We start from the raw sequence: 20,272 nt of genomic DNA, 5'->3' as shown, positions 1-20,272 counted from the left end.
GCAGCGCTGTCGGCTTGCGAGCACGCCTGTCCGGGCCCATAAGACCCGTGCAATCTTCGAGACGAGCGACCCAATGGACAGCGCCGCCAATTCCGACCCAGCCTTCTGGATCACCGCCGCCGGGATATTGATCCTGCTGGTCCTCTCCGGCTTCTTTTCCGGTTCCGAGACCGCGCTCACCGCCGCCTCGCGCGGCAAGCTCCGGTCGATGGCCGACCGCGGCAACCATGGCGCGGAGGGCGCGCTCGCGCTCAAGGAAGACAATGAGCGGCTGATCGGCGGCATCCTGCTTGGCAACAACCTCGTCAACATCCTCGCGACCTCGCTGGCGACCGCGCTCTTCACGCGCGCCTTCGGCGACAGCGGCGTAGCGCTGGCCACGCTGGTCATGACACTGCTGGTGCTGATCTTCTCCGAGGTCCTGCCCAAGACCTATTCGATCAACGACCCCGAGGCTGCCGCGGCCCGATCGGCGCCGCTGATCGGCCCGGTGATCGCCGTGCTCTCTCCGGCGGTGGCCGTCGTTCGGGTCATCGTCCGCTTCGTCCTGCGCCTCTTCGGCATGAAGATCGACCCCGATTCCATGCTCTCGGTGCGCGAGGAGATCGTCGGCGCGCTGCAGATCGGTCACTCGGAGGGCGTGGTCGAGAAGGAGGACCGAGACCGACTGCTCGGCGCGCTCGACCTCGGCGAACGCGCGGTCGAAGAGATCATGCTGCACCGCAGCCAGATCGAGATGATCGACGCCAATGACGACCCCGAGGCCATCGTGACCCAGGTGCTTGCATCGGCCTATACACGCCTGCCGGTCTTCCAGGGCGAGCCGGAGAACATCGTCGGCGTGGTGCATGCCAAGGACGTGCTGCGCGAGATGGACCGGCTGATGCGCGGCGCCGAGGCCGGCTCTGGCGCGCTGGCGGATTTCAAGGTGATGCATGTTGCCAAGGAGCCCTATTTCGTTCCCGAGACGACGACCCTCGACGATCAGATGCGCGAATTCCTGCGCCGGCACACGCATTTCGCGCTGGTTGTGGACGAATATGGCGCGCTCGAGGGGTTGATCACGCTCGAGGACATCCTCGAGGAGATCGTCGGCGAGATCACCGACGAGTTCGACACCAACGAGGCGCACCCGCTCAAGCCGACCGAGACCGGCGACTACCTCGTCGATGGGGCGATGACGATCCGCGACCTGAACCGCGCCACCGATTGGTCGCTTCCCGACGAGGAGGCCAACACGATCGCTGGCCTCGTGATCCACGAGGCGCAGACCATCCCGACCCAGGGCCAGGTCTTCTCGTTCCACGGATTCCGCTTCGAAGTGGTGGCACGCGACCAGAACCGCCTGACCCGCCTGAAGATCCGCCCGCTCTAGGTCGTGCAGGTCGCGGACAGCGGATGACGCGCCGCCGGCAGGCCGCTATCCTGCACCCGACTCGCCGAGTTGGGTCTCACAAAGGGACTGCCCCCGTGCCGTCGCCCTCTTCCCGGCCATCGCGACCGCGCAGACGTCGTCTCTGGACACGATAACGAAGAAGCCGGAGCACCTTGCGGAGTCCCGTCTCGGCTTTCGCCGCGGCTCCTTCGTGGTGGCACCGATCCCGCTCAGCAATCCGACCATCGGTTCGGGCCTGATTCTCGGCGCCGGTTATCTGTTCAAGGCAGACGAGGGCTCCGATACGTCCTTTTTCGGGGCCGCCGCGATGCGGACGAACAATGGAAGCCGCGCGGCGGGCGCCGGCGCCAGCCTGCATTTCGCTGACAATCGCTGGAACATCCAGGTGATGGGCGGCGCGGCCCAGGTCTTCTACGACCTTTACGGCTTCAATGCGGACCGAACCGGCCCGGTTCCGATCGAACAGGACGGCGCCTTCGCGCGCATTAACCTTACCTACGGGCTCACCGACACGCTCTCCTTCGGCATCGATGGCACCTACCTCGACACCCGGGTCACCAGCCCGAAAGTGCAGGAACTGCTCGACCCCGTGCCGCCCGACCTGGGCATCCAGATCCGCCAGGCGACCTTCGGGCCGGTGCTGAAATTCGACACCGTGGACGACAGCATCTATCCCACCCGTGGCATCGACCTCACCTATACCGGGCAGTACGGCAAGGGGCTCGAAGGCTTTCACACCACGTTCTGGAAGAACGTCATGATCGGCACCGGCTACGCGCCGCTGCGCGACCGGGTGGTGCTGGCGGGCAAGCTCACCGGATGCAGCGTCACCGACGGCGCACCGTTCTACAACCTCTGCATCATCGGCGGCACGGATGGCTTCCGGGGCTACCCGGTCGGCGAGTATCTCGGCCACGCGCTCGGCTCAGCCCAGGGCGCGGTGCGATTCCGGTTCGGAGATCGTTGGGGGGCGGCCGCGTTTGCCGGAGTGGGAACAGTCGCTCCGGAGTTTTTTGCGCTCAGGGACGGTCCCCGGCTCTATGCTGGCGGCCTCGGACTGCGCTTCCGAATCTCGAAAAAATTCCCGCTCGATTTCGCGGTGGATGCCGCCCTCAACGCGGACAGCGAAAGAACGACCTATGTCCGCGTCGGCCAGGCGTTCTGAGCTGGCGCGTGCCTCTTCTGGTCGCGCGACCTGCGTCAGCGGCGACGAGCGCGTGCGATGCCGACAACGCCGAAGGCCGCGAGCAGGAGCGGCAGACCCGCTGGCAGCGGAACCGGCTCCAGCGCGGCGGCGCCATCGACCATATTCCCCGGCTGAACCGGCGCCGGGTCTGCTATTCCGTTGAGCGCGTAGAGGAGGTTGGCGGGATCGTCGTACCAGCCGCCGAGAGCGATGTCACCCCAGGCCGAGGCGGGGAATTTGCCGTTGATGTCGGCCCCGAGCGTGCTGGCATGCGAGGTCACGACCTGGTTGAAGCTGTATCCGATCCGGGACCGGTCGGAGATTTCGACCGCCATCCAGTAGACGGTATTGGCCAGGAGCTTGGCATAGCCTTCGTAGTTGATGGTCGCGCCGCTTGTCGTCGTCTCGGCGCTGGTGAACCAGCCGCCGACCTGGGTCAGGCCCGGATGGCCACCGTCATCGGCAAAGATGCCGACGCGGTTGATCCCGCCACGCCCGAGTTCCCAATAGACATCGATGCTTTCGATGGTCAGGCCGACCGCCCCGGTCAGGAAATCATCGGCGGAATCCGGATAACCGCCATAGCTGCCATCCACCTGGCTGGTCAGGTTCGTCAGGAGCGTCGTCGCGCCTGCGCCGGTCGCACCGGCGAATGAGAGAACAGCAAAGACCAGCGCCACTGAAAAAGGTTTGAAATGATGAAACACGGTCAATCCCAGCTTGTTGATTCCAATAACCACCCACATGCCATGAGCAGTGACCTCATCGGCTAGCCACGGAATGCGGCAAGACGAAGGAAATGGTTAACAGAGATTTGGCGTACGCGGCGAATTCACGGACAATAGCGCGGCACCGGAGAGACTGTCAGCGCCCCTTGAACAAACCGCCGAGAACGCCTCGCACGATCGCCCTGCCCGACTGCGTTCCCAATTGCCGCGCGAAACTCTTGGCAAAGGCCTCGCCCACCGAATCGGAGCGCGAGGCACGGCGCGGCGGTTTGGACGTCGACGGGCCGACCCGGTTGCCCGAATAGCGCCGTCCGGCGCGGAACTCGCGCTCCTCCGCGGGCACCGCCTCTTCCTCCGCCTCGGCGCGTTCGGCAGCCTTAGCTGCCTCGGCGGCCCGCGCCGCGAGCATCTCCCGCGCGCTCTCCCTGTCGAGCACCTGGTCGTATTTCCCTGTCAGAGGCGAGTTTGCCACCACAGCCGCCCGCGCCGCCGGATCGAGCGGTCCGAGCTGCGAGGCGGGCGGGCGGATCAGCGTTCGCTCGGCCATGCCCGGCGCCCCCTTGCGCTCCAGGAACGAGGTCACCGCCTCGCCCGTGCCGACCTCGCGGATCGCCTCCTCGATCGAGAAGCGCGGGTTGTCGCGATAGGTCTCCGCCGCCTGTTTCAGCGCCCGCCGGTCCTTCGCGGTGAAGGCGCGCAACGCATGCTGCACCCGGTTGCCAAGCTGGCCAAGAATATCCTCGGGCACGTCAGCCGGGTTCTGAGTGACGAAATAGACACCGACACCCTTGGAACGGATCAGACGCGCGACCTGTTCGACCTTGTCGACAAGCGCCTTGGGCGCGTCCTCGAACAGCAGATGCGCCTCGTCGAAGAAGAAGACAAGGATCGGCTTCTCCGGATCGCCCACTTCAGGAAGCGTCTCGAAGAGCTCGCTCAGGAGCCACAGCAGGAAGGTCGCATAGACCCGCGGGCTCGCCATGAGCCGGTCGGAGGCAAGGATGTTGACGCGGCCGCACCCCGCAGCATCGGTCAGGAAAAGGTCGGAAAGCTCCAGCGCAGGCTCGCCGAAGAGCAGCGCGCCGCCCTGGTTCTCCAGAGTCAGCAACTGGCGCTGGATCGCGCCGACCGACGCCGAGGAGACATTGCCGTAGTGAAGCGAGAGCTCTGCACGGTTCTCTCCTACCCAGACGAGCAGCGCCCGGAGGTCCGCGAGGTCCAGGAGTGGCAGCCCCTGTTCGTCGGAGACCCGGAAGGCGATGTTGAGGATACCCTCCTGCGCCTCGGTAAGCTCCAGCAGTCGCGCCAGTAGCAGCGGCCCCATCTCCTCCACCGTGGTGCGTACCGGATGGCCCTGCTCGCCAAAGAGGTCCCAGAAGGTGACCGGACAGGCCGAATAGGCGAGATCGAGCCCGATCTTGCCCGCACGGTCCATGAACGGCCCGTGAAGCGGCGCCTCGGCCGAGCCCGCCGCAGCCAACCCGCTCAGGTCGCCTTTCACGTCCGAGAGAAACACCGGAACGCCGGCGGCCGAGAAGCTCTCGGCGAGGATCTGGAGCGTCACCGTCTTGCCCGTCCCGGTCGCCCCGGCGATCAGCCCGTGGCGATTGGCATATTTCAGCAGGAGTTCCTGCGGCGTGCCATATTCCTCGCCGCCGCCGCCCACAAAGACCCGATCCATCGCCACCCTCCGAGTTCCGGTTTGCCGGCCGAGGATACAGGCTCGCCGGAAAACCGCCAGTCCGCTCCCGCGGCCCCGAACTGCCGGTCTTTTCCGAGACTGTTCAAAATCTTGACCGCCGCAACATTGCCTGTTGACGGATCGGATACTTCGCCCTAGCGTCAGGCTCGTCAAGTCGGCCCGTCCGACAGGGAGAACAGATCAAGACGCACAAGCGTCGCGGGGAAAACCCCGCAAAAAGGGTCCAATCGGGCCCTTTTTGTTCGACCCCTCCTGCTCTCCGGGATGTGTTCGACATGTCCGCGAAGGCCCGCCATTGGACGCTGACACCGACCCGAAGGCGTGATAGAGCGCCTGCACGGAAACATCGAGCAAAGAGGCGACACCCGGAAATGAGCATTCCATCGACCCCCCGCCTGACATCCATCGCCGCCGCAACCCTGTTGGCCGCCCTTCCCGCCCTGGCGCAGGAAGCCGCCCCGGAAGCGCCGGCCGAGGATGCGGCCCAGCCTGCCGAGGCCGCCGCTCCCGCAGAAGCCGCAGAAGCGCCAGCCGCAGGCGACGCGACCACCGAGGCGGGAGAGGCCCTCGGCCAGCCTTACGTGGCCGAGGTTACCGGCGACTGGCAGATCGAGTGCATCCGCACGACGCTTGAGGCCGATCCCTGCCGCATGGTGCAGATGCTGCTTGATCAGGGCAACCCGGCGGTGCGCACCGAACTGGTCGCGCTGCCCGAAGGCGGCCCGGCGCCGGCGGTGGCGACCTTCTACACGCCGCTTGAGACGTTGCTCTCCGAGCAGCTCACCCTCTCGGTCGACGGCGGCCGCAAGAGCAAACACATGTTCAACTATTGCACGCCCCAGTTCTGCGTCGCCCAGGTGCCCTTCGCGCCGGATGCGGTCGAAGCCTTCAAGCGCGGCAACAAGGCCGAGGCGATCATCGTGCCACTTCGGGCGCCCGGCCAGCAGGTGCAACTGTCGATGTCCCTCGCCGGATTCACGGCCGGATACAACCGGCTCACGGAGCTGAGCGCGGCCAGCACCGAAGCCATCCGAAAGGCGCAGGCGCAACAACAGCAGCAGCAACAGCAACAGCCGGCGCAATCGGGCGGCAACTGAGCCAGTTCGAAGCTCCGGCGACCAAATGAAGACGCCGCCCCATCCGGGCGGCGTTTTTCTTTCCATGAAAAGACTGGACGTGGCCGATCAGACCCGCCGGAGCGCCAGCACCGCGTTCAACCCGCCAAAGGCGAAGGCGTTCGACAGCACGACATCCACTTTCGCCTCACGCGCCACGTTCGGCACCACGTCGAGCGCGCATTCGGGATCGGGCTCCTCGTAGCCGATGGTCGGCGCGATCACCCCGTCCTTCAGCGCCATGGTGCAGGCCAGCAGCTCCACCGCGCCGGTGCCGCCGATCAGGTGACCGTGCATCGACTTGGTCGACGAGATCATGAGGTCGTTGGCGTGATGCCCGAGCGCATCGGCGACGGCAGCACATTCGGTCTTGTCATTCGCAGCCGTGCCGGTGCCGTGGGCATTGATATAGCCGACCTCGGACGGGTCGATCCGCGCGTCCCGCATGGCCAGCGTCATCGTCCGCGCGGCGTTCTGCTTCGAGGGCATGACGATATCGGCCGCGTCGGAGGTCATCGCGAAGCCGATCACCTCCGCGACGATCTCGGCGCCGCGGGCCTTCGCATGTTCGTATTCCTCGAACACGAAGACCGCCGCGCCCTCGCCCTGGACCATGCCGTTGCGGTTGGCCGAGAACGGACGGCAGGCGTCCTTCGACATCACGCGCAGCCCCTCCCAGGCCTTCACGCCGCCGAAGCAGAGCATGCTCTCCGAACCGCCGGTGATCATCACCTCGGCCAGGCCCGAGCGAATGAACTGGAACGCCAGCCCCATCGCGTGGTTCGAACTGGCGCAGGCGGTCGCCACGGTGAAGGTCGGCCCCTTGAGGTTGAACTCCATCGACACGTGGCTCGCCGCGGCGTTGTTCATCAGCTTCGGTACGACGAAGGGATGGACCCGGTTTTTGCCGTCCTCGTAGACGGTGCGGTAATTCTCGTCGAGCGTGTTCATGCCGCCGCCCGAATTGCCCAGCACGACGCCCGAGCGTGCTGCGAGGTCGCCGATGAAGTTCAGCCCGGACTGCGCGATCGCCTCGCGTGCAGAAAGCAGGGTGAACTGGGTGAAGCGATCATAGAGAACGATCTGCTGACGGTTGAACTCGGCCTCCGGCGCATAGCCCTTGACCTGCCCGCCGATCTGGATCGCCAGCCGCTCGACATCGCGGATCTCGAGCGGTCCGATCCCGCATTTGCCCTCGCGCATTGCCTCCTGCGTTTCGGGCACGTTGGTGCCGAGCGCATTGATCGTGCCCTGCCCGGTAATGACGACGCGTTTCACGAGTCGGCCTGCTCCGCGACGAGCCCCTCGACGGCCTTCACGATCGCGGCGACCGACGAGATGTCGAAGTCGCTCTCCTGCGGCTCGTTGGCATTGAAGGGAACGGAGATGTCGAACGCCTCCTCGATGGCGAAGATGCTTTCCACCAGGCCGAGACTGTCGATACCGAGATCCTCCAGAGTGGCATCCATCTTGACGTCGGAGGGCTCCAGAACCGCCTGCTCCGCGATGATCGCGATCACCCTGTCCTTGACGCTGTCGGCCATAGTCCGGCTCCCCTGCTCCTGAGTTGCGCGTTACTTAGTCCGCGCTGCCATCCTTGGAAAGAACCTTTCGCAAAGCGGCAACGTCGCGGGCGAGCCGCGGCAGGCGCCGGAGCGCCTTGTAGGTCTCGACCTGGGTCGACATCTTCGTCGCCGGATATCCCATCATCACCCGCCCCGCGGGAACGTTGGAAAGCACCTTGGTTCCGGCCGAGACGACGACGTCCGAGCCCACGGTGATATTGTCGACGATGCCGGACTGGCCCGCCATCACAACCCGGTCGCCGATCACGGTCGAGCCCGCGACACCCGCCAACCCGCAGAACAGACAATTCTCGCCGGCAATCACATTGTGGCCGATCATCACCAGGCTGTCGATCTTGGTGCCATTGCCGATCCGCGTGGCGCGGATCGTGCCGGCATCGATCGCGGCATTCGCACCGACCTCGACGTCATCGCCGATCTCGACGCCGCCGAGCGAGTGGATCCGCACCCATTGGTGCGCCGTGGCGGCGACCTCGTCGCGCATCCCGGCCCGAGCCTCCTCCATTCCGGAAGCACTGGGCGTGACAAAGGAGAAGCCGTCGCCGCCGATCGAGGCGCCGGGCTGGCAGATGAAGCGGTCGCCGATACGGACATTGCGCCCGATCCGCGCGCCGGCATGGATCAGCGCATCGGCGCCGATCCGGCTCTCGGCGCCGATCGAGACATGCGCGGCGATCCGTGCCCGCGGTCCAATCCGCGCGCCGCGGCCGATCACCACGAAGGGACCGATGGCCGCCCCCGGGCCGATTTCGGCCGTGCCGTCGATTACAGCGCTCGGATGGATGCCCGGGGCGATCTCGGGACCGGGATCGAGAAGCTGTGTCAGCCCGGAGAGCGCGTAGCGCGGGCGGTGCACAAGCACCGCGGCCTCGAGCCCGAGCGCCTGCCAGTCCGCGTCGGCCCAGAGCAGCGCCGCACGGGCCGAACCCTGCCCGAGGGCGGCAGCATAGCTGGGCGACATGGCGATGGCGAGCGCCTCCGGCCCGGCGGCCGCAGGTTCGGCCGCCCGAGTTACGGTGAGCGCCGCATTGCCGACGGCGCTGGCGCCAAGCGCCTCGGCAATGTCACTGATCGAGTATTCCATGCGCTCCGCTCCGGCAGATGACGTATCCAGATGCTCTAGTGCAAGGCAGGGACGGGCCGCAACCGGGGATTGGCGGGGATTGGGGCGCCGTACGCGGGAGTCGCCTTGCGCCCTTCGTTACTCACGAACACTGCACAGCCTTGGCCGCGTCCTCTCCGAATGTGGCCAGCGCCCGAAGCGCGCCGAATACGCCAATTTCAACGGTAAATGATTCATCTGAAACGCACAAAAGACCATACCGCTGTCGCGGGCATGGTCTTTGACAGGTCTGCGTTTCGCCGCCCCCGCGGGGAAGGCGTATTCAGCCGTTCCAGCTGCGGATAGCGCCGCAATCCATGTGAACGAAATTCGAGCCCCGGTATGTTCCGACACCACCGCCCTGGCAGGATTGCGCCGCCTTGGCCATTTGATAGATCGAGCGGCTACCCAGTCGCAGGTCCGCCGCCTGCCCCTTGATGTGAAGCGAGTTCTTTGCCACACCGCCCGACCGGGAGCGGAGCATGGCGTTCGTGGCTGCCGAGCGGTAGCCCGAGAGGAGCATGTAGGGTTCGGACGTATTCATCAGGTTGTGCGACGCGGCCATGATGTCGATCGTACGAGTGTCGATCACCTTCACTTCGTTTCGCCGCCAGTCGCGCATGAACGCATTGATTTCCTTGAGCGCTTCCTTGATGTAGCTGCCCTCGATCCAGTAGATCGTGTCCATGCTCTCACCAGTGCGGCCGTTATACATCTTCAGGCGGCGGATATCTCCCGCGCCCCTGAGAAAGCCTGCCGCATTGCTGAATGTTGGTGCTGCCGTTACGACAGTGGACGCGAACGCCGCAAGAACGCCACGTCTAGAAATGCCCCTTGGGGCCGACTTTTCTGTCATCGGTCTGAGCCTGTCCCGTTTCTCTTTCTCATTCCGCTGTTCCGCGGATTTTTCTACACCTCATCCCCAGGTGTGCGATTGTGATGCCATAAAGTGATTCTGCTTCCAAGGGGGCAATTTGCGCAGTTATCCACTGTGGCTCAAAATAGGCAGGATTCTGCTTAAACAGTCCTAACACCGGAAAAGTGTAACGAAATCACGGGATGTGATCGCGGCGCAACAATGAATGGCGCATCCCCCGCGCAGGATTGCTCGCCGCAACACGAAACGTCGCTGCAAATGCATTGTCGACATGCCACAGATGGTCGAAGAAGCTGTGAAATCCCGTAGATTTGCATGGACTTGTTGAGACCGTGCATGGGATCGTTTTCTGATCTTGCTCTGAGAATTGTCGAGGGATTTTACATGTCGTTCACCAGAACCCGCCGCATCGTACCGGTCCTGATCGTGACGCTCGCGCTGTTCGTGCTGGACGGCGGGAACCGACCGCTGATGGCGCAGGTCACGGCCTTTAAGCAGGCGGTTGCCGAAGCGGCCTATGGCAACGAGGCCGTAGCGGGCTTCTACCGGATGCGCGACTACGCGCCGGTCTTTACCGACCCTGATGACGGCAGCCGCCGGGCGGCCCTGCTCTCGGCACTCGAGAGCGCCGACACGCACGGGCTTCCGGCGCAGCGCTACGACGCCGCCGAGTTGGAAGCTGCCTTTGCCTCGGCGCGATCTGCCCGCGACCGTGGCCGGGCGGAGGTGCTGGCGGCCAAGATGTTCGTGCAATACGCCCAGGACATTCAGTCGGGCGCGATGACACCGAGCGAGATCGACAGGTCCATCGTGCGCGAGTTGCCGCGGCGCGATCAGATCGCGCAACTCCATTCCTTCGCCAATTCCTCCCCCGTGGCCTTCCTGCGCGGCCTCCCACCGAGGACTGCGCAATACAATACGCTCCTGGCCGAGAAGCTCCGGCTCGAAGCGGTGATTGCCGGAGGCGGCTGGGGCCCCGGCGTGCCCGGCGCGCGGCTCGAACCCGGCGAGTCCGGCGCCGGAGTGGTCGCACTTCGCAACCGGCTCATTGCCATGGGCTATCTCAAGCGCACGGCCAGCCCGACCTATGACGGCAGCTTGCAGAAAGCGGTGCAGCAGTTTCAGCTCGACCACGGGCTCAATCCCGACGGGGTCGCCGGGGAGGCCACGCTCAAGGCGGTCAACGTGCCACCGGAAACCCGGCTTGCCAGCATCATCGTCGCGATGGAACGCGAGCGTTGGACGAACATTCCCAAGGGCAAGCGGCATATCCTGGTGAATATCCCGGAATTCACTGCGCGGATCATCGACGACGGCAAGGAGAGCTTCAAGACGCGGGTCGTGGTCGGCATGAACCAGGCCGACCGGCGGACGCCGGAATTCTCCGACGAGATGGAATACATGGTCGTCAACCCGACCTGGAACGTGCCGCGCTCGATCGCGACCAAGGAGTACCTGCCGCAGTTCCAGCGGAACCCGAACGCGGCCGGGTACCTGAAGCTCGTGGATTCCCGCGGCCGCGTCGTCAACCGGTCGGCGGTCAATTTCGCTGCGTACAATGCGCGGAATTTCCCCTTCTCGCTCAAGCAGCCACCCTCGCGGGGGAATGCGCTCGGGCAAGTGAAGTTCATGTTCCCGAACCGCTACAACATTTACCTGCATGACACGCCGTCCAAGAACCTCTTCGACCGCGACCGCCGCGCCTACAGCCATGGTTGCGTCCGCGTGGCCGACCCCCAGGACCTTGCCTACGCGCTGCTCGCGCGGCAGACCAGCGATCCCGAGGGAACCTTCCAGGCACGGCTCAGGACCGGCAACGAGAGCCGCCTCAACCTCGAGGAACCGGTGCCGGTTCATATCCTGTATCGCACCGCCTTCGCGCGCCAGAAGGGCCGGATGACTTATCTTGAGGACATCTACGGCCGCGACGCCGCGATATGGGCGGCGATGCAGGCGGCCGGCGTCCGCCTGAGCGTTGCAGGGAGCTAAGACGCCGCGATCCAGCCGGCCGCATCAGTCGATGGCGGGCAGCAGCACCGTGAAACAGGCCCCCTGCCCCGGCTCGGTCTCGATCCGAAAGCGGCCGCGGTGGCGGTTGACGATATGCTTGGCGATCGCGAGGCCGAGCCCGGTGCCGCCCATTTCCCGCGAGCGGTGGTGGTCCACGCGATAGAAGCGCTCGGTCAGTCGCGGGATGTGGATCGGGTCGAACCCCTCGCCATCATCGGCCACCTGGAGCTCCACGCCGGGCCCGCGAAAGGCCAGCTCGCGCGGCGAATAGCGCAGCCTCACCCAGACATGCCCCTGCTTGCGGCCGTATTTTATGCCATTCTCGATCAGGTTGGTTAGGACCTGCTGGAGCTGGTCGCGGTCCCCGTGGACGAGAAGCGGCCGGTCGTCGGAATCCATCCGCTGCACGACGAGTTGAACCCCGTCCGCCTGCGCCAGGGACTCCAGCGACAGGATCGTCGCGGTCGCCAGCTCTTCGAGATCGACCGGGTCGGTCGGACGCTGCCGTTCCGACGATTCCACCCGGCTGAGCGAGAGCAGATCCGAGACCAGCCGGTTCATCCGCGACGCCTCGCGTTCCATGATCGCAAGAAACCGCTCGCGGATCTCCCGGTCGTCGCGCGCGGCGCCGCGGAGCGTCTCGATGAACCCGATCAGCGCGGTCAGGGGCGTCTTCAGTTCGTGGCTGACATTGGCGACGAAATCGCGCCGCATTTCGTCTGCGCGTTCAAGGTCGGTCACGTCCTCGAAAGAGAGCAGGACCGAGATCCCGTCGCGCCCGTTCAGCGGCGCGGCGCGCACCTTGAAGACCGCCTCGCGCGCCATGTTCTTGTCGACATAGCGCGCGGTGCCGGCCTGACCGGAGCGCAGCGCCTGTTCGACGCAAGCCAGAAGCGCCGGCTGGCGCAGCGCGGTCACGAAATGCCGCCCCGCGCCCGAGGCTCCAAAGAGCTCGCCTGCGCGGGAATTCATCGTGCGGATCCGCTCGTCGGGCCCGACCAGCAGCAGCGGAATCGGCACCGCGGCCAGTATCTCGTCCGAAAGCCCGTCCATGAAACCCTGTCCCGCCCCACCTTTCCGTCGTCACCCGCGATCACGGCGACGGCCGGCGCCCGTGCCTCAGGCCGGCGCAAGCTCCGCGCGAAAACGGCGCGCATTCTCCTGGTAGCGCAGTGCCGAGTCGAGAAGACGCGCCGCCGCCGCCTCGTCGAGCTGCCGCACCACCTTGCCGGGTGCTCCCATGACCAGTGAGTTGTCCGGGATCTCCTTGCCTTCGGTGATCAGCGCGCCGGCGCCGATGAGGCAGTTGCGGCCGATCCTGGCGCCGTTGAGCACGATCGCTCCCATACCGATCAGGCTGGTATCGCCGATCGTGCAGCCGTGCAGCATGACCTTGTGACCGATGGTGCAATTGCGACCGACCACCAGCGGAAACCCCATGTCGGTGTGGAGCACGCAGTTCTCTTGCACGTTCGATCCGGCGCCGATGCGGATGCGTTCGTTGTCGCCCCGCAGCGTGCAGCCGAACCAGACCGACGCGGCTTCCTCCAGCGTCACCTTGCCGATCAGGTTCGCATCCGGCGCCACCCAGGCGCTGTCGGCAATCTCGGGCGTGACGCCCGCCAGCGCATAGATCATCCCTGCCCCTCCTCGAACTCCGCCTGCAATCCGCGGACGAATTCCTTCAGTCCCGGCTGCTGCGGACGCCGCATCCGTTCGGCATTCAGGATGATCTTCAACTTGTCGAATGTCGTGTCCAGGTCGTCGTTGACCAGCACGTAGTCATAGCTGCCCCAGTGGCTGATCTCGTCCCAGCTCTTTTGCATCCGCTTGCCGATCACATCGTCGCTGTCCTTGCCGCGGGCGATGAGCCGCCGGCGCAACTCGGCGATCGATGGCGGCAGGATGAAGATGGAGAGCGTATGCTTGCCGAGATCGGAGTTGCGGATCTGCTGCGCCCCTTGCCAGTCGACGTCGAAGAGCACGTCCCGGCCCGCCTGGATCGCATCCTCCACCGGCCCTTGCGGCGAGCCGTAGAAATTGCCGAAGACATGCGCATGTTCGAGCATCCGTCCCTCGGCCACCATCGCCTTGAAGGCCGGCAGTTCCAGGAAATGGTAGTCCACCCCGTCCCGTTCGCCGGTCCGCGGCGGCCGCGTGGTCGCCGAGACCGAGAAGCTCAGGGTCGGATCCCATTCCATCAGCCGCTGCGCCAACGTCGATTTTCCCGCTCCCGAAGGCGAGGACAGGATGATGAGAAGGCCGCGACGGACGGAATTCATGGGCTACTCCACGTTCTGAACCTGCTCGCGCATCTGGTCGATGACCGCCTTGAGGTCAAGGCCGATCCGGGTCAGCGCGACATCCTGCGACTTCGAGCAGAGCGTGTTGGCCTCGCGGTTGAACTCCTGGGTCAGGAATTCGAGCTTGCGCCCGATCGGAACCTGTTCGGCGAGGAGATCGCGTGCCGCAACGACATGGGCCGAAAGCCGGTCGAGTTCCTCGGTCACGTCAGCCTTGACCGCGAGCATTGCCAGTTCCTGTGCCACGCGGGCCTCGTCCGCGCCGTCGGCATTGTCGAGAACGCGCGCCAGCGCGGCGCGCAGGCTCTGTGCCGCCTTGTCAGCCCGGTCCCCGAGACAGGCGGTCGCCTGAACGCCGAGCGCCTCGATCCGGTCGATCTGACCGGATAAGACCTGTTCCAGGGCCGCGCCCTCCGCCGCGCGCATCTCGAGGAAGGCGGCGAGTGCCGCCTCGAAATCCTCCAGCAGCGTGGCGCGCAGAGCATCGGTGTCCTCGGTCTGGCCGCCCTGGACCTGCACGCCCCGCATCGCCAGGAGCTCCGCCGCGCTGGCGGGAGAAAGCGGCAAGCCCGCGGCCTCGGCCCTGTGGGCAAGCGACGCAAGTGCCTGGATGGCGGCGTCGAGCCCGCCGGGATCGATGCTGATCGCCCCTTCGGGCGCTTCCCGCGCGAGCCTCAGTCCGATCGTCAGCGAGCCGCGCTTCACCGCCTTTGAGACGCGCGCGCGCAACGCGGCCTCCAGCCCCTCGACCCAGTCCGGCACTCTCAGGCGCAGGTCCAGCCCGCGCCCATTTAGGCTCCTGAGATCCCAGCTCCAGGCATAGTCTCCGCTCTGCCCGCTGCGGGCCGCGAAGCCGGTCATAGAGTTAACCATTTTCCCTCATTTTTAACCACCTAGCCACAAAATCATGGCATGTTAACACTTGAGTAAGCATTGTTGAGTCGCCGACGAACAGGCATTTCACCGTGGCAAAACGATGCAGGACGCGACACGGTCCCGACGCGACCGACGCCGCAGGAAGCCGGGGTGTGGACGATGAGTGACGAGTTCGTCGACAGTCGCAAGGTCGTTTCCCTCAGAGATGCCGGAGGAGCGACGATGCGCTTTCCGATTTTACAGACGGTCGAGTCCTATTGGGACTCGCTCCGCGGCGGCCGGCCAATGCCCGACCGCGCCGAGCTCGACCCGCGCCGTATTCAGACCGCGCTCGCCCATGCCTTCATCCTCGAACGGCTGGCGCCGGGCGTCGCCCGGTTCCGCCTCGCCGGGTCGCATCTGAACGATTTGATGGGAATGGAGGTCCGCGGCATGCCGCTCACCTCCTTCTTCCTGCCCGATGCGCGCAAGCGCGTGAGCCAGTCGCTGGTTCACGTCTTCGACGAGCCGGCAAAAGCCTGGCTGACGCTGTCGGGCGATCGCGGCATCGGCAAGCCGCCGCTCGACGCCTGCCTGCTGATCCTGCCGCTGCGCGCCGATTCCGGCGAGGTCAGCCGCGCGCTCGGCTGCCTCGCCACGCTCGGCCCGGTCGGCCGCGCACCGCGCCGTTTCGACATCCGCTCGACCGCGGTCACCCCGATCCTCCCCGACGGCAGCCTGCAGGTTCCCGAAACGGCACCGGACGAATGGCCCGAACGGCCGGCCGGTGTGTTTCGGGAGGTTACGGGACTCGCCGAACCAGCGCACGGCTACCGCCCCTCACCGCACCGCCCGCCGCGCACCGACCGGCCACAGCTCTATCTCGTCAAGTCCGACGCATAGCGCCGGTAGCCTACGGTCTTGATGCCGAAGATTGGCGACACTCACCAGAGCGTGGTTGGCAACTCATGTCGGCAAAAGACACAAGGCGCGGCCTGGGCTCGGTCGACACCCGCGAAGGTGGCGAAAGTAGCGGCCAAGAAGTGCACATCGAGACCGGGCGTATTCATCAGGCCCGACCCTTCGGTCAGGAAACAGCGCGCGCGAGGTCGCGGCGGTTTGACAGTTCCTCGGCCACCAGGAAGGCCAGTTCCAGCGACTGTGAGGCGTTGAGACGCGGGTCGCAGGCCGTGTGGTAGCGGTCCGAAAGGTCCTCCTCGGTCACCGCCCGCACCCCGCCGGTGCATTCGGTCACGTCCTGTCCGGTCATCTCGAAATGCACCCCGCCCGGCACGGTGCCATGCTCGCGATGGACCGCGAAGAACTCGCGCACCTCGGAGAGCACGAGATCGAAGGGGCGGGTCTTGTAGCCGGTCGCCGACTTGATCGTGTTGCCATGCATCGGGTCGCAGCACCAGACGACATTGGCGCCCTCAGACTTCACCGTCTCGACCAGCCGCGGCATGTGCTCGGCGACCTTTCCGGCCCCGAAGCGGGTGATCAGCGTCAGGCGGCCCGGCGCATTCTCCGGGTTGAGCGCCGCCAGCAACGGTTTGAGGTCGTCGGGCGTCATCGACGGGCCGCATTTAAGGCCGATCGGATTGATCACCCCGCGGCAGAAGGCGACATGCGCGCCGTCGGGCTGCCGCGTGCGATCGCCGATCCAGATCATGTGGCCGGAGCCGGCGATGGTCTGGCCGGTGGTTGAATCGACGCGCGTCAGCGCTTCCTCGTATTCGAGCAGCAACGCCTCGTGCGAGGTGTAGAAATCCACCATCGCCATGGTGTTGATCCGGTCCGCTGAGAGGCCTGCGGCGGTCATGAAGTCGAGCGCATCCGAGATCCGGTTGGAGACGTCGCGATAGCGCTCGGCCTTGTCCGCATCGGCAAAGCCGGTGGTCCAGGAATGCACGCGGTGGATGTCGGCGAAACCGCCCGTCGAGAAGGCACGCAGCAGGTTCAGCGAGGCGGCGGCCTGGGTGTAAGCGCGCAGCATCTTCTCGGGATCGGGCAAGCGGGCCGCCTCGGTGAAGTCGATCTCGTTGATGATGTCGCCGCGATAGCTCGGCAGTTCGACGCCACCCTTGGTCTCGGTGGGCGCCGAGCGCGGCTTCGCGAACTGCCCCGCCATGCGGCCGACCTTGATCACCGGCACCTTGGCGCCGAAGGTCAGCACGACCGCCATCTGAAGCATGACCTTGAAGGTCTCACGAATCGAATCGGCGGAGAATTCGGCAAAGCTCTCGGCGCAATCGCCGCCCTGCAACAGGAAGGCCTCGCCACGCGAGGCTTTCGCAAGTTCGGCCCTGAGGCGCCGGGACTCGCCTGCGAAGACCAGCGGCGGGTATTTCGAGAGCTGCGCCTCGACGGCTCGGAGCGCGTCCTGGTCGGGATAGTCGGGCATCTGAACCCGCGGCTTTTTGCGCCAGTCGGACTTGTTCCAGACCCCTGTCATGACCTTCCTCCCCCGGGAATTGCACCGTGCATGCGTTTTCGGTCCGGCACGTATATAGAGCCGTCCTTCGCTTGCAAACGGGAAATTTCGCATCGTCCCCCACCCGACCGGAGGCATCGACGCGCCCATTCGCGTGCGCCCCGGCATTCCGCTCTTGCGGCCCCCGCGCAATCCGGTGTTCGATGGTCGACAACTGGACACGCGAGAGACTGAGCCAGCCGATGGCCGATACCCCGGAGACGATTGTCGAGCTCGCCGAAGGCGGCGCCCGCACGCGGCGCTTCGTTTTCGTGCTGCTCGACCAGTTCACGATGCTCTGCTTTGCCTGCGCCATCGAGCCACTGCGCATCGCAAACCGGGTCTCCGGCAAGACACTCTATTCCTGGACCACCGCCGGCGAAGGCGGCGGGCGGGTCGCCTGTTCCAACGGTGTCGAGTTCGTGCTCGACATGGATCTCGACGAGGTCGGCCGCGAGGACACGCTGATGGTCTGCGGCGGCATCGACGTGCAGGCGGCAACAAGCAAGCGGCTGCTCAACTGGCTGCGCCGCGAGGCGCGGCGCGGCGCGACGGTGGGCGGACTCTGCACCGCCGGCTACACGCTCGCCAAGGCGGGCCTGCTCGACGGCAAGCGGGCGACGATCCACTGGGAGAACCAGGACAGCTTCGCCGAGGAATTCGAGGAAGTGATGCTGACGAAATCCGTCTTCGTCATGGATGGCAACCGTTTCACAACCGCCGGCGGCACCGCATCGATCGACCTGATGCTGAAGATCATCGCCGACGACCATGGCGAGGAGCTCGCGGGCGCCGTGGCCGACCAGCTCATCTATTCCTCGATCCGCACCGACCAGGACACGCAACGCCTCTCGATCCCGACGCGGATCGGCGTGCGGCATCCGAAGCTGTCCCAGGTCATCCAGATCATGGAACAGAATCTCGAGGAGCCGATCTCGCCCTCGATCCTCGCGCGTGATGTCGCGCTTTCGACGCGCCAGCTCGAACGGTTGTTCCGCCGCTACCTGAACCGCAGCCCGAAACGCTATTACATGGAACTGCGCTTGCAGAAGGCGCGCAACCTGCTGATGCAGACCGACATGAGCGTGATAAACGTGGCCCTGGCCTGCGGCTTCACTTCGCCCAGCCATTTCTCGAAATGCTACCGGACGCATTACCACACCACGCCCTATCGGGAACGCGGCGCGCAGGCCAGCCGGCAGGTGATCTGACGCCTGCCGGCCGGGTCGGCAGTCTCAGAACAGGGCCAACGACGGCGCCGGCGCGACATGGATCCCGACGTTCAGGATCGCAAGATCCTCGCCGCGGTCATGCATCAGCACGAAGACATAGGCATAGCGATCGCCCGTCCAGTAGGCCCGGATCTCCTTTCGGAACCCGTTCTCGAGATCCTCGGACTGCATCACCGCGACGTTCTCGAAATCGACGGTGAATCCCTTGCGCGCCTGTTCGGTGAGCTGCTGCACCTGCGCCAGCGTCAGGTTGCCGCCGGTCATTTTCTGCATGAGGCCGCCGAATTGCCGCTTCATCATCCGCTCGTCAATGAAAGAGATGAAGGCATCGTAGCTGTCGAAGATGATGGCCGCGGGCGCTTCCTGCGGGGGCCGGTCCTGCGCCTGAACCGGCGCAGTGGCAAGGAAAAGGGCGACGAGGGGCAGGATCAGCAAGGCACGCATGGTCTCTCCGTCAGTTTCACTTTGCCGGATGTCCGGCAATCGTCGGCAGTCTCGGCTCATTTCCCGGCTGGCGCAACTCGATAGACCGCGCCGCGGTCTTCCGAGACGAACCAGATCGACCCGTCGGGCGCCTCGCGCACATCGCGCACACGCGCCGTTTCCGGCCAGTCCAGCCGCTCGACCTCGCTCAGTCCGTTGCCCTGGCGTTCGAGCCGCGAGATCAGGTCGAACTTCAGGGATCCAACGAGGAAATCGCCGGACCATTCTGAAACCATGGGATTTTTCAGGATCGCGAGGCCGGAGGGCGCGATCGAGGGATCCCAGAAATGCACCGGCTGCTCCATGCCCGGCTTGGCGGTTCCCTCACCGATCTCGGCGCCCGAATAGTGCCGCCCATAGGCGATCACCGGCCAGCCGTAATTCGCGCCCGGGCGGACCAGGTTCACCTCGTCGCCGCCCCGCGCGCCATGTTCGGCGACCCAGAGCTGTCCCGCACCGTCAAGCGCCGCGCCCTGCGGGTTGCGGTGACCAAAGGACCAGATCTCGCCACGCGCGTCCGGTTGTTCGGCAAAGGGATTGTCCTGCGGGATGCCGCCGGTCCGCGAGATCCGCAGCACCGAGCCCTGCGTTCGTCCGAGGTCCTGCGCCGCCGGCCGGTCGCCGCGCTCGCCTATTGTCACGAAGAGCGTCCCGTCAGGCGCCTCGACCAGCCGTGAACCGAAATGCCGCCCGCCGGTCGTCCCCGGCGCCATCTCGAAGATCACCCGGAAGGTCTCGAGCCGACTCCCGTCCTCCGAGAGCCGCCCGACGCCGACGGCCGTGCCGGCAGAACTCCCCTGCGGTTTCGAATAGCTGAGAAAGATCTCCCGGCTGCGCGCGAAGTCCTGCGGGACCAGCACGTCAAGCAGCCCCCCCTGGCCGGAGGCGCGAACCTCCGGGACGCCGTCCACCGCGATGCGGTCTCCCTCAGCGGAGACATGCAGCAGTCGCCCGCCCCGTTCCGTCACCAGCACGCCTCCATCGGGCAGGAAGGCCAGTCCCCAAGGCGTGTCGAGCCCATCGATCACCGCATTGACCTCCAGCGGTCCGGCAGCGCTCTGCCGCGTCGCCGCGTCGAGTGGTGCCGCCCCGAGAACGACGAGGCACAAGAAGATGAATCGCATGAGACCCTCCGGATTTTCGCGAAAGGTATCGCATCGCCCGCACATATGCGCCCCGCGGGACGCAACTGTGATCTCGCGTGAGCGGCACGCCCGAAGGCCG

At 65.6% G+C, this 20,272-nt stretch carries 19 protein-coding genes; 6 read left to right on the top strand and 13 right to left on the bottom strand.

Annotated elements, in window-relative coordinates:
* The first annotated feature begins 73 nt into the window (after positions 1-73).
* Both EU800_RS00400 and EU800_RS00395 read left to right on the top strand, forming a co-directional pair.
* On the top strand, positions 74-1,375 hold the full coding sequence (locus EU800_RS00400; RefSeq protein WP_129627224.1) for an HlyC/CorC family transporter: 1,302 nt from the start codon (positions 74-76) through the stop codon (positions 1,373-1,375).
* A 211-nt stretch (positions 1,376-1,586) separates the two neighbouring features.
* A complete protein-coding gene (locus EU800_RS00395; protein ID WP_129627221.1) occupies positions 1,587-2,561 on the top strand; it encodes a BamA/TamA family outer membrane protein in 975 nt (324 codons plus the stop codon).
* Between the two features lie 35 nt (positions 2,562-2,596).
* Here EU800_RS00395 and EU800_RS00390 read toward each other — a convergent pair whose 3' ends face one another.
* Positions 2,597-3,289, bottom strand: a complete 693-nt coding sequence (locus EU800_RS00390) for a choice-of-anchor R domain-containing protein (protein ID WP_129627218.1) — start codon at positions 3,287-3,289, stop codon at positions 2,597-2,599.
* A 157-nt stretch (positions 3,290-3,446) separates the two neighbouring features.
* A complete protein-coding gene (locus EU800_RS00385; RefSeq protein ID WP_129627215.1) occupies positions 3,447-4,991 on the bottom strand; it encodes a helicase HerA-like domain-containing protein in 1,545 nt (514 codons plus the stop codon).
* Positions 4,992-5,383: 392 nt separating this feature from the next.
* Between EU800_RS00385 and EU800_RS00380 the strand changes: the two genes are divergently transcribed.
* Complete coding sequence (locus EU800_RS00380; RefSeq protein ID WP_129627212.1) at positions 5,384-6,109, top strand: invasion associated locus B family protein; 726 nt, start codon at positions 5,384-5,386, stop codon at positions 6,107-6,109.
* Positions 6,110-6,196: 87 nt separating this feature from the next.
* Here EU800_RS00380 and EU800_RS00375 read toward each other — a convergent pair whose 3' ends face one another.
* From EU800_RS00375 to EU800_RS00360, 4 genes are all read right to left on the bottom strand, one after another.
* Complete coding sequence (locus EU800_RS00375; protein ID WP_129627209.1) at positions 6,197-7,405, bottom strand: beta-ketoacyl synthase; 1,209 nt, start codon at positions 7,403-7,405, stop codon at positions 6,197-6,199.
* Positions 7,402-7,671 carry an acyl carrier protein gene (locus EU800_RS00370; protein WP_129627207.1) on the bottom strand — a complete coding sequence of 90 codons (270 nt, stop codon included), beginning with the start codon at positions 7,669-7,671 and terminating at the stop codon, positions 7,402-7,404. The genes EU800_RS00375 and EU800_RS00370 overlap by 4 nt, the downstream gene beginning before the upstream one ends.
* A 34-nt stretch (positions 7,672-7,705) precedes the next feature.
* Complete coding sequence (locus EU800_RS00365) at positions 7,706-8,797, bottom strand: UDP-3-O-(3-hydroxymyristoyl)glucosamine N-acyltransferase (RefSeq protein WP_129627204.1); 1,092 nt, start codon at positions 8,795-8,797, stop codon at positions 7,706-7,708.
* 301 nt (positions 8,798-9,098) lie between these two features.
* Positions 9,099-9,671 carry a DUF882 domain-containing protein gene (locus EU800_RS00360; protein ID WP_129627201.1) on the bottom strand — a complete coding sequence of 191 codons (573 nt, stop codon included), beginning with the start codon at positions 9,669-9,671 and terminating at the stop codon, positions 9,099-9,101.
* A gap of 405 nt (positions 9,672-10,076) precedes the next feature.
* On the opposite strand from EU800_RS00360, the gene EU800_RS00355 reads away from it, so the two are divergent.
* Complete coding sequence (locus EU800_RS00355; RefSeq protein WP_129627198.1) at positions 10,077-11,681, top strand: murein L,D-transpeptidase; 1,605 nt, start codon at positions 10,077-10,079, stop codon at positions 11,679-11,681.
* Between the two features lie 24 nt (positions 11,682-11,705).
* Here the strand turns inward: EU800_RS00355 and EU800_RS00350 are convergent, their stop codons facing one another.
* The 4 genes from EU800_RS00350 to EU800_RS00335 form a co-directional block, all read right to left on the bottom strand.
* Positions 11,706-12,755, bottom strand: a complete 1,050-nt coding sequence (locus tag EU800_RS00350) for an ATP-binding protein (RefSeq protein WP_129627195.1) — start codon at positions 12,753-12,755, stop codon at positions 11,706-11,708.
* A gap of 66 nt (positions 12,756-12,821) precedes the next feature.
* Positions 12,822-13,340 (bottom strand): gamma carbonic anhydrase family protein, encoded by a 519-nt coding sequence (locus tag EU800_RS00345; RefSeq protein ID WP_129627192.1) that lies wholly within the window; start codon positions 13,338-13,340, stop codon positions 12,822-12,824.
* Positions 13,337-13,984: a guanylate kinase gene (gmk, locus tag EU800_RS00340; RefSeq protein ID WP_129627189.1), complete on the bottom strand. Its 648-nt coding sequence runs from the start codon at positions 13,982-13,984 to the stop codon at positions 13,337-13,339. The genes EU800_RS00345 and gmk overlap by 4 nt, the downstream gene beginning before the upstream one ends.
* A gap of 3 nt (positions 13,985-13,987) precedes the next feature.
* Positions 13,988-14,878, bottom strand: a complete 891-nt coding sequence (locus EU800_RS00335; RefSeq protein ID WP_129627186.1) for a YicC/YloC family endoribonuclease — start codon at positions 14,876-14,878, stop codon at positions 13,988-13,990.
* 162 nt (positions 14,879-15,040) lie between these two features.
* On the opposite strand from EU800_RS00335, the gene EU800_RS00330 reads away from it, so the two are divergent.
* Positions 15,041-15,763 carry a PAS domain-containing protein gene (locus EU800_RS00330; protein ID WP_129627183.1) on the top strand — a complete coding sequence of 241 codons (723 nt, stop codon included), beginning with the start codon at positions 15,041-15,043 and terminating at the stop codon, positions 15,761-15,763.
* A gap of 184 nt (positions 15,764-15,947) precedes the next feature.
* Here EU800_RS00330 and EU800_RS00325 read toward each other — a convergent pair whose 3' ends face one another.
* Positions 15,948-17,315 (bottom strand): class II 3-deoxy-7-phosphoheptulonate synthase, encoded by a 1,368-nt coding sequence (locus EU800_RS00325; RefSeq protein WP_129627180.1) that lies wholly within the window; start codon positions 17,313-17,315, stop codon positions 15,948-15,950.
* A gap of 221 nt (positions 17,316-17,536) precedes the next feature.
* On the opposite strand from EU800_RS00325, the gene EU800_RS00320 reads away from it, so the two are divergent.
* A complete protein-coding gene (locus EU800_RS00320; RefSeq protein ID WP_129627177.1) occupies positions 17,537-18,544 on the top strand; it encodes a GlxA family transcriptional regulator in 1,008 nt (335 codons plus the stop codon).
* 24 nt (positions 18,545-18,568) lie between these two features.
* Here the strand turns inward: EU800_RS00320 and EU800_RS00315 are convergent, their stop codons facing one another.
* On the bottom strand, positions 18,569-19,009 hold the full coding sequence (locus EU800_RS00315) for a hypothetical protein (RefSeq protein WP_129627174.1): 441 nt from the start codon (positions 19,007-19,009) through the stop codon (positions 18,569-18,571).
* Positions 19,010-19,065: 56 nt separating this feature from the next.
* A complete protein-coding gene (locus tag EU800_RS00310; RefSeq protein ID WP_129627171.1) occupies positions 19,066-20,172 on the bottom strand; it encodes a PQQ-dependent sugar dehydrogenase in 1,107 nt (368 codons plus the stop codon).
* Positions 20,173-20,272: the final 100 nt, after the last annotated feature.

Origin of the sequence: Tropicimonas sp. IMCC6043 (assembly GCF_004146235.1) — a bacterium.
Classification (GTDB): Bacteria; Pseudomonadota; Alphaproteobacteria; order Rhodobacterales; family Rhodobacteraceae; genus Tropicimonas.
This window is presented reverse-complemented; position numbering and strand designations above follow the sequence as displayed.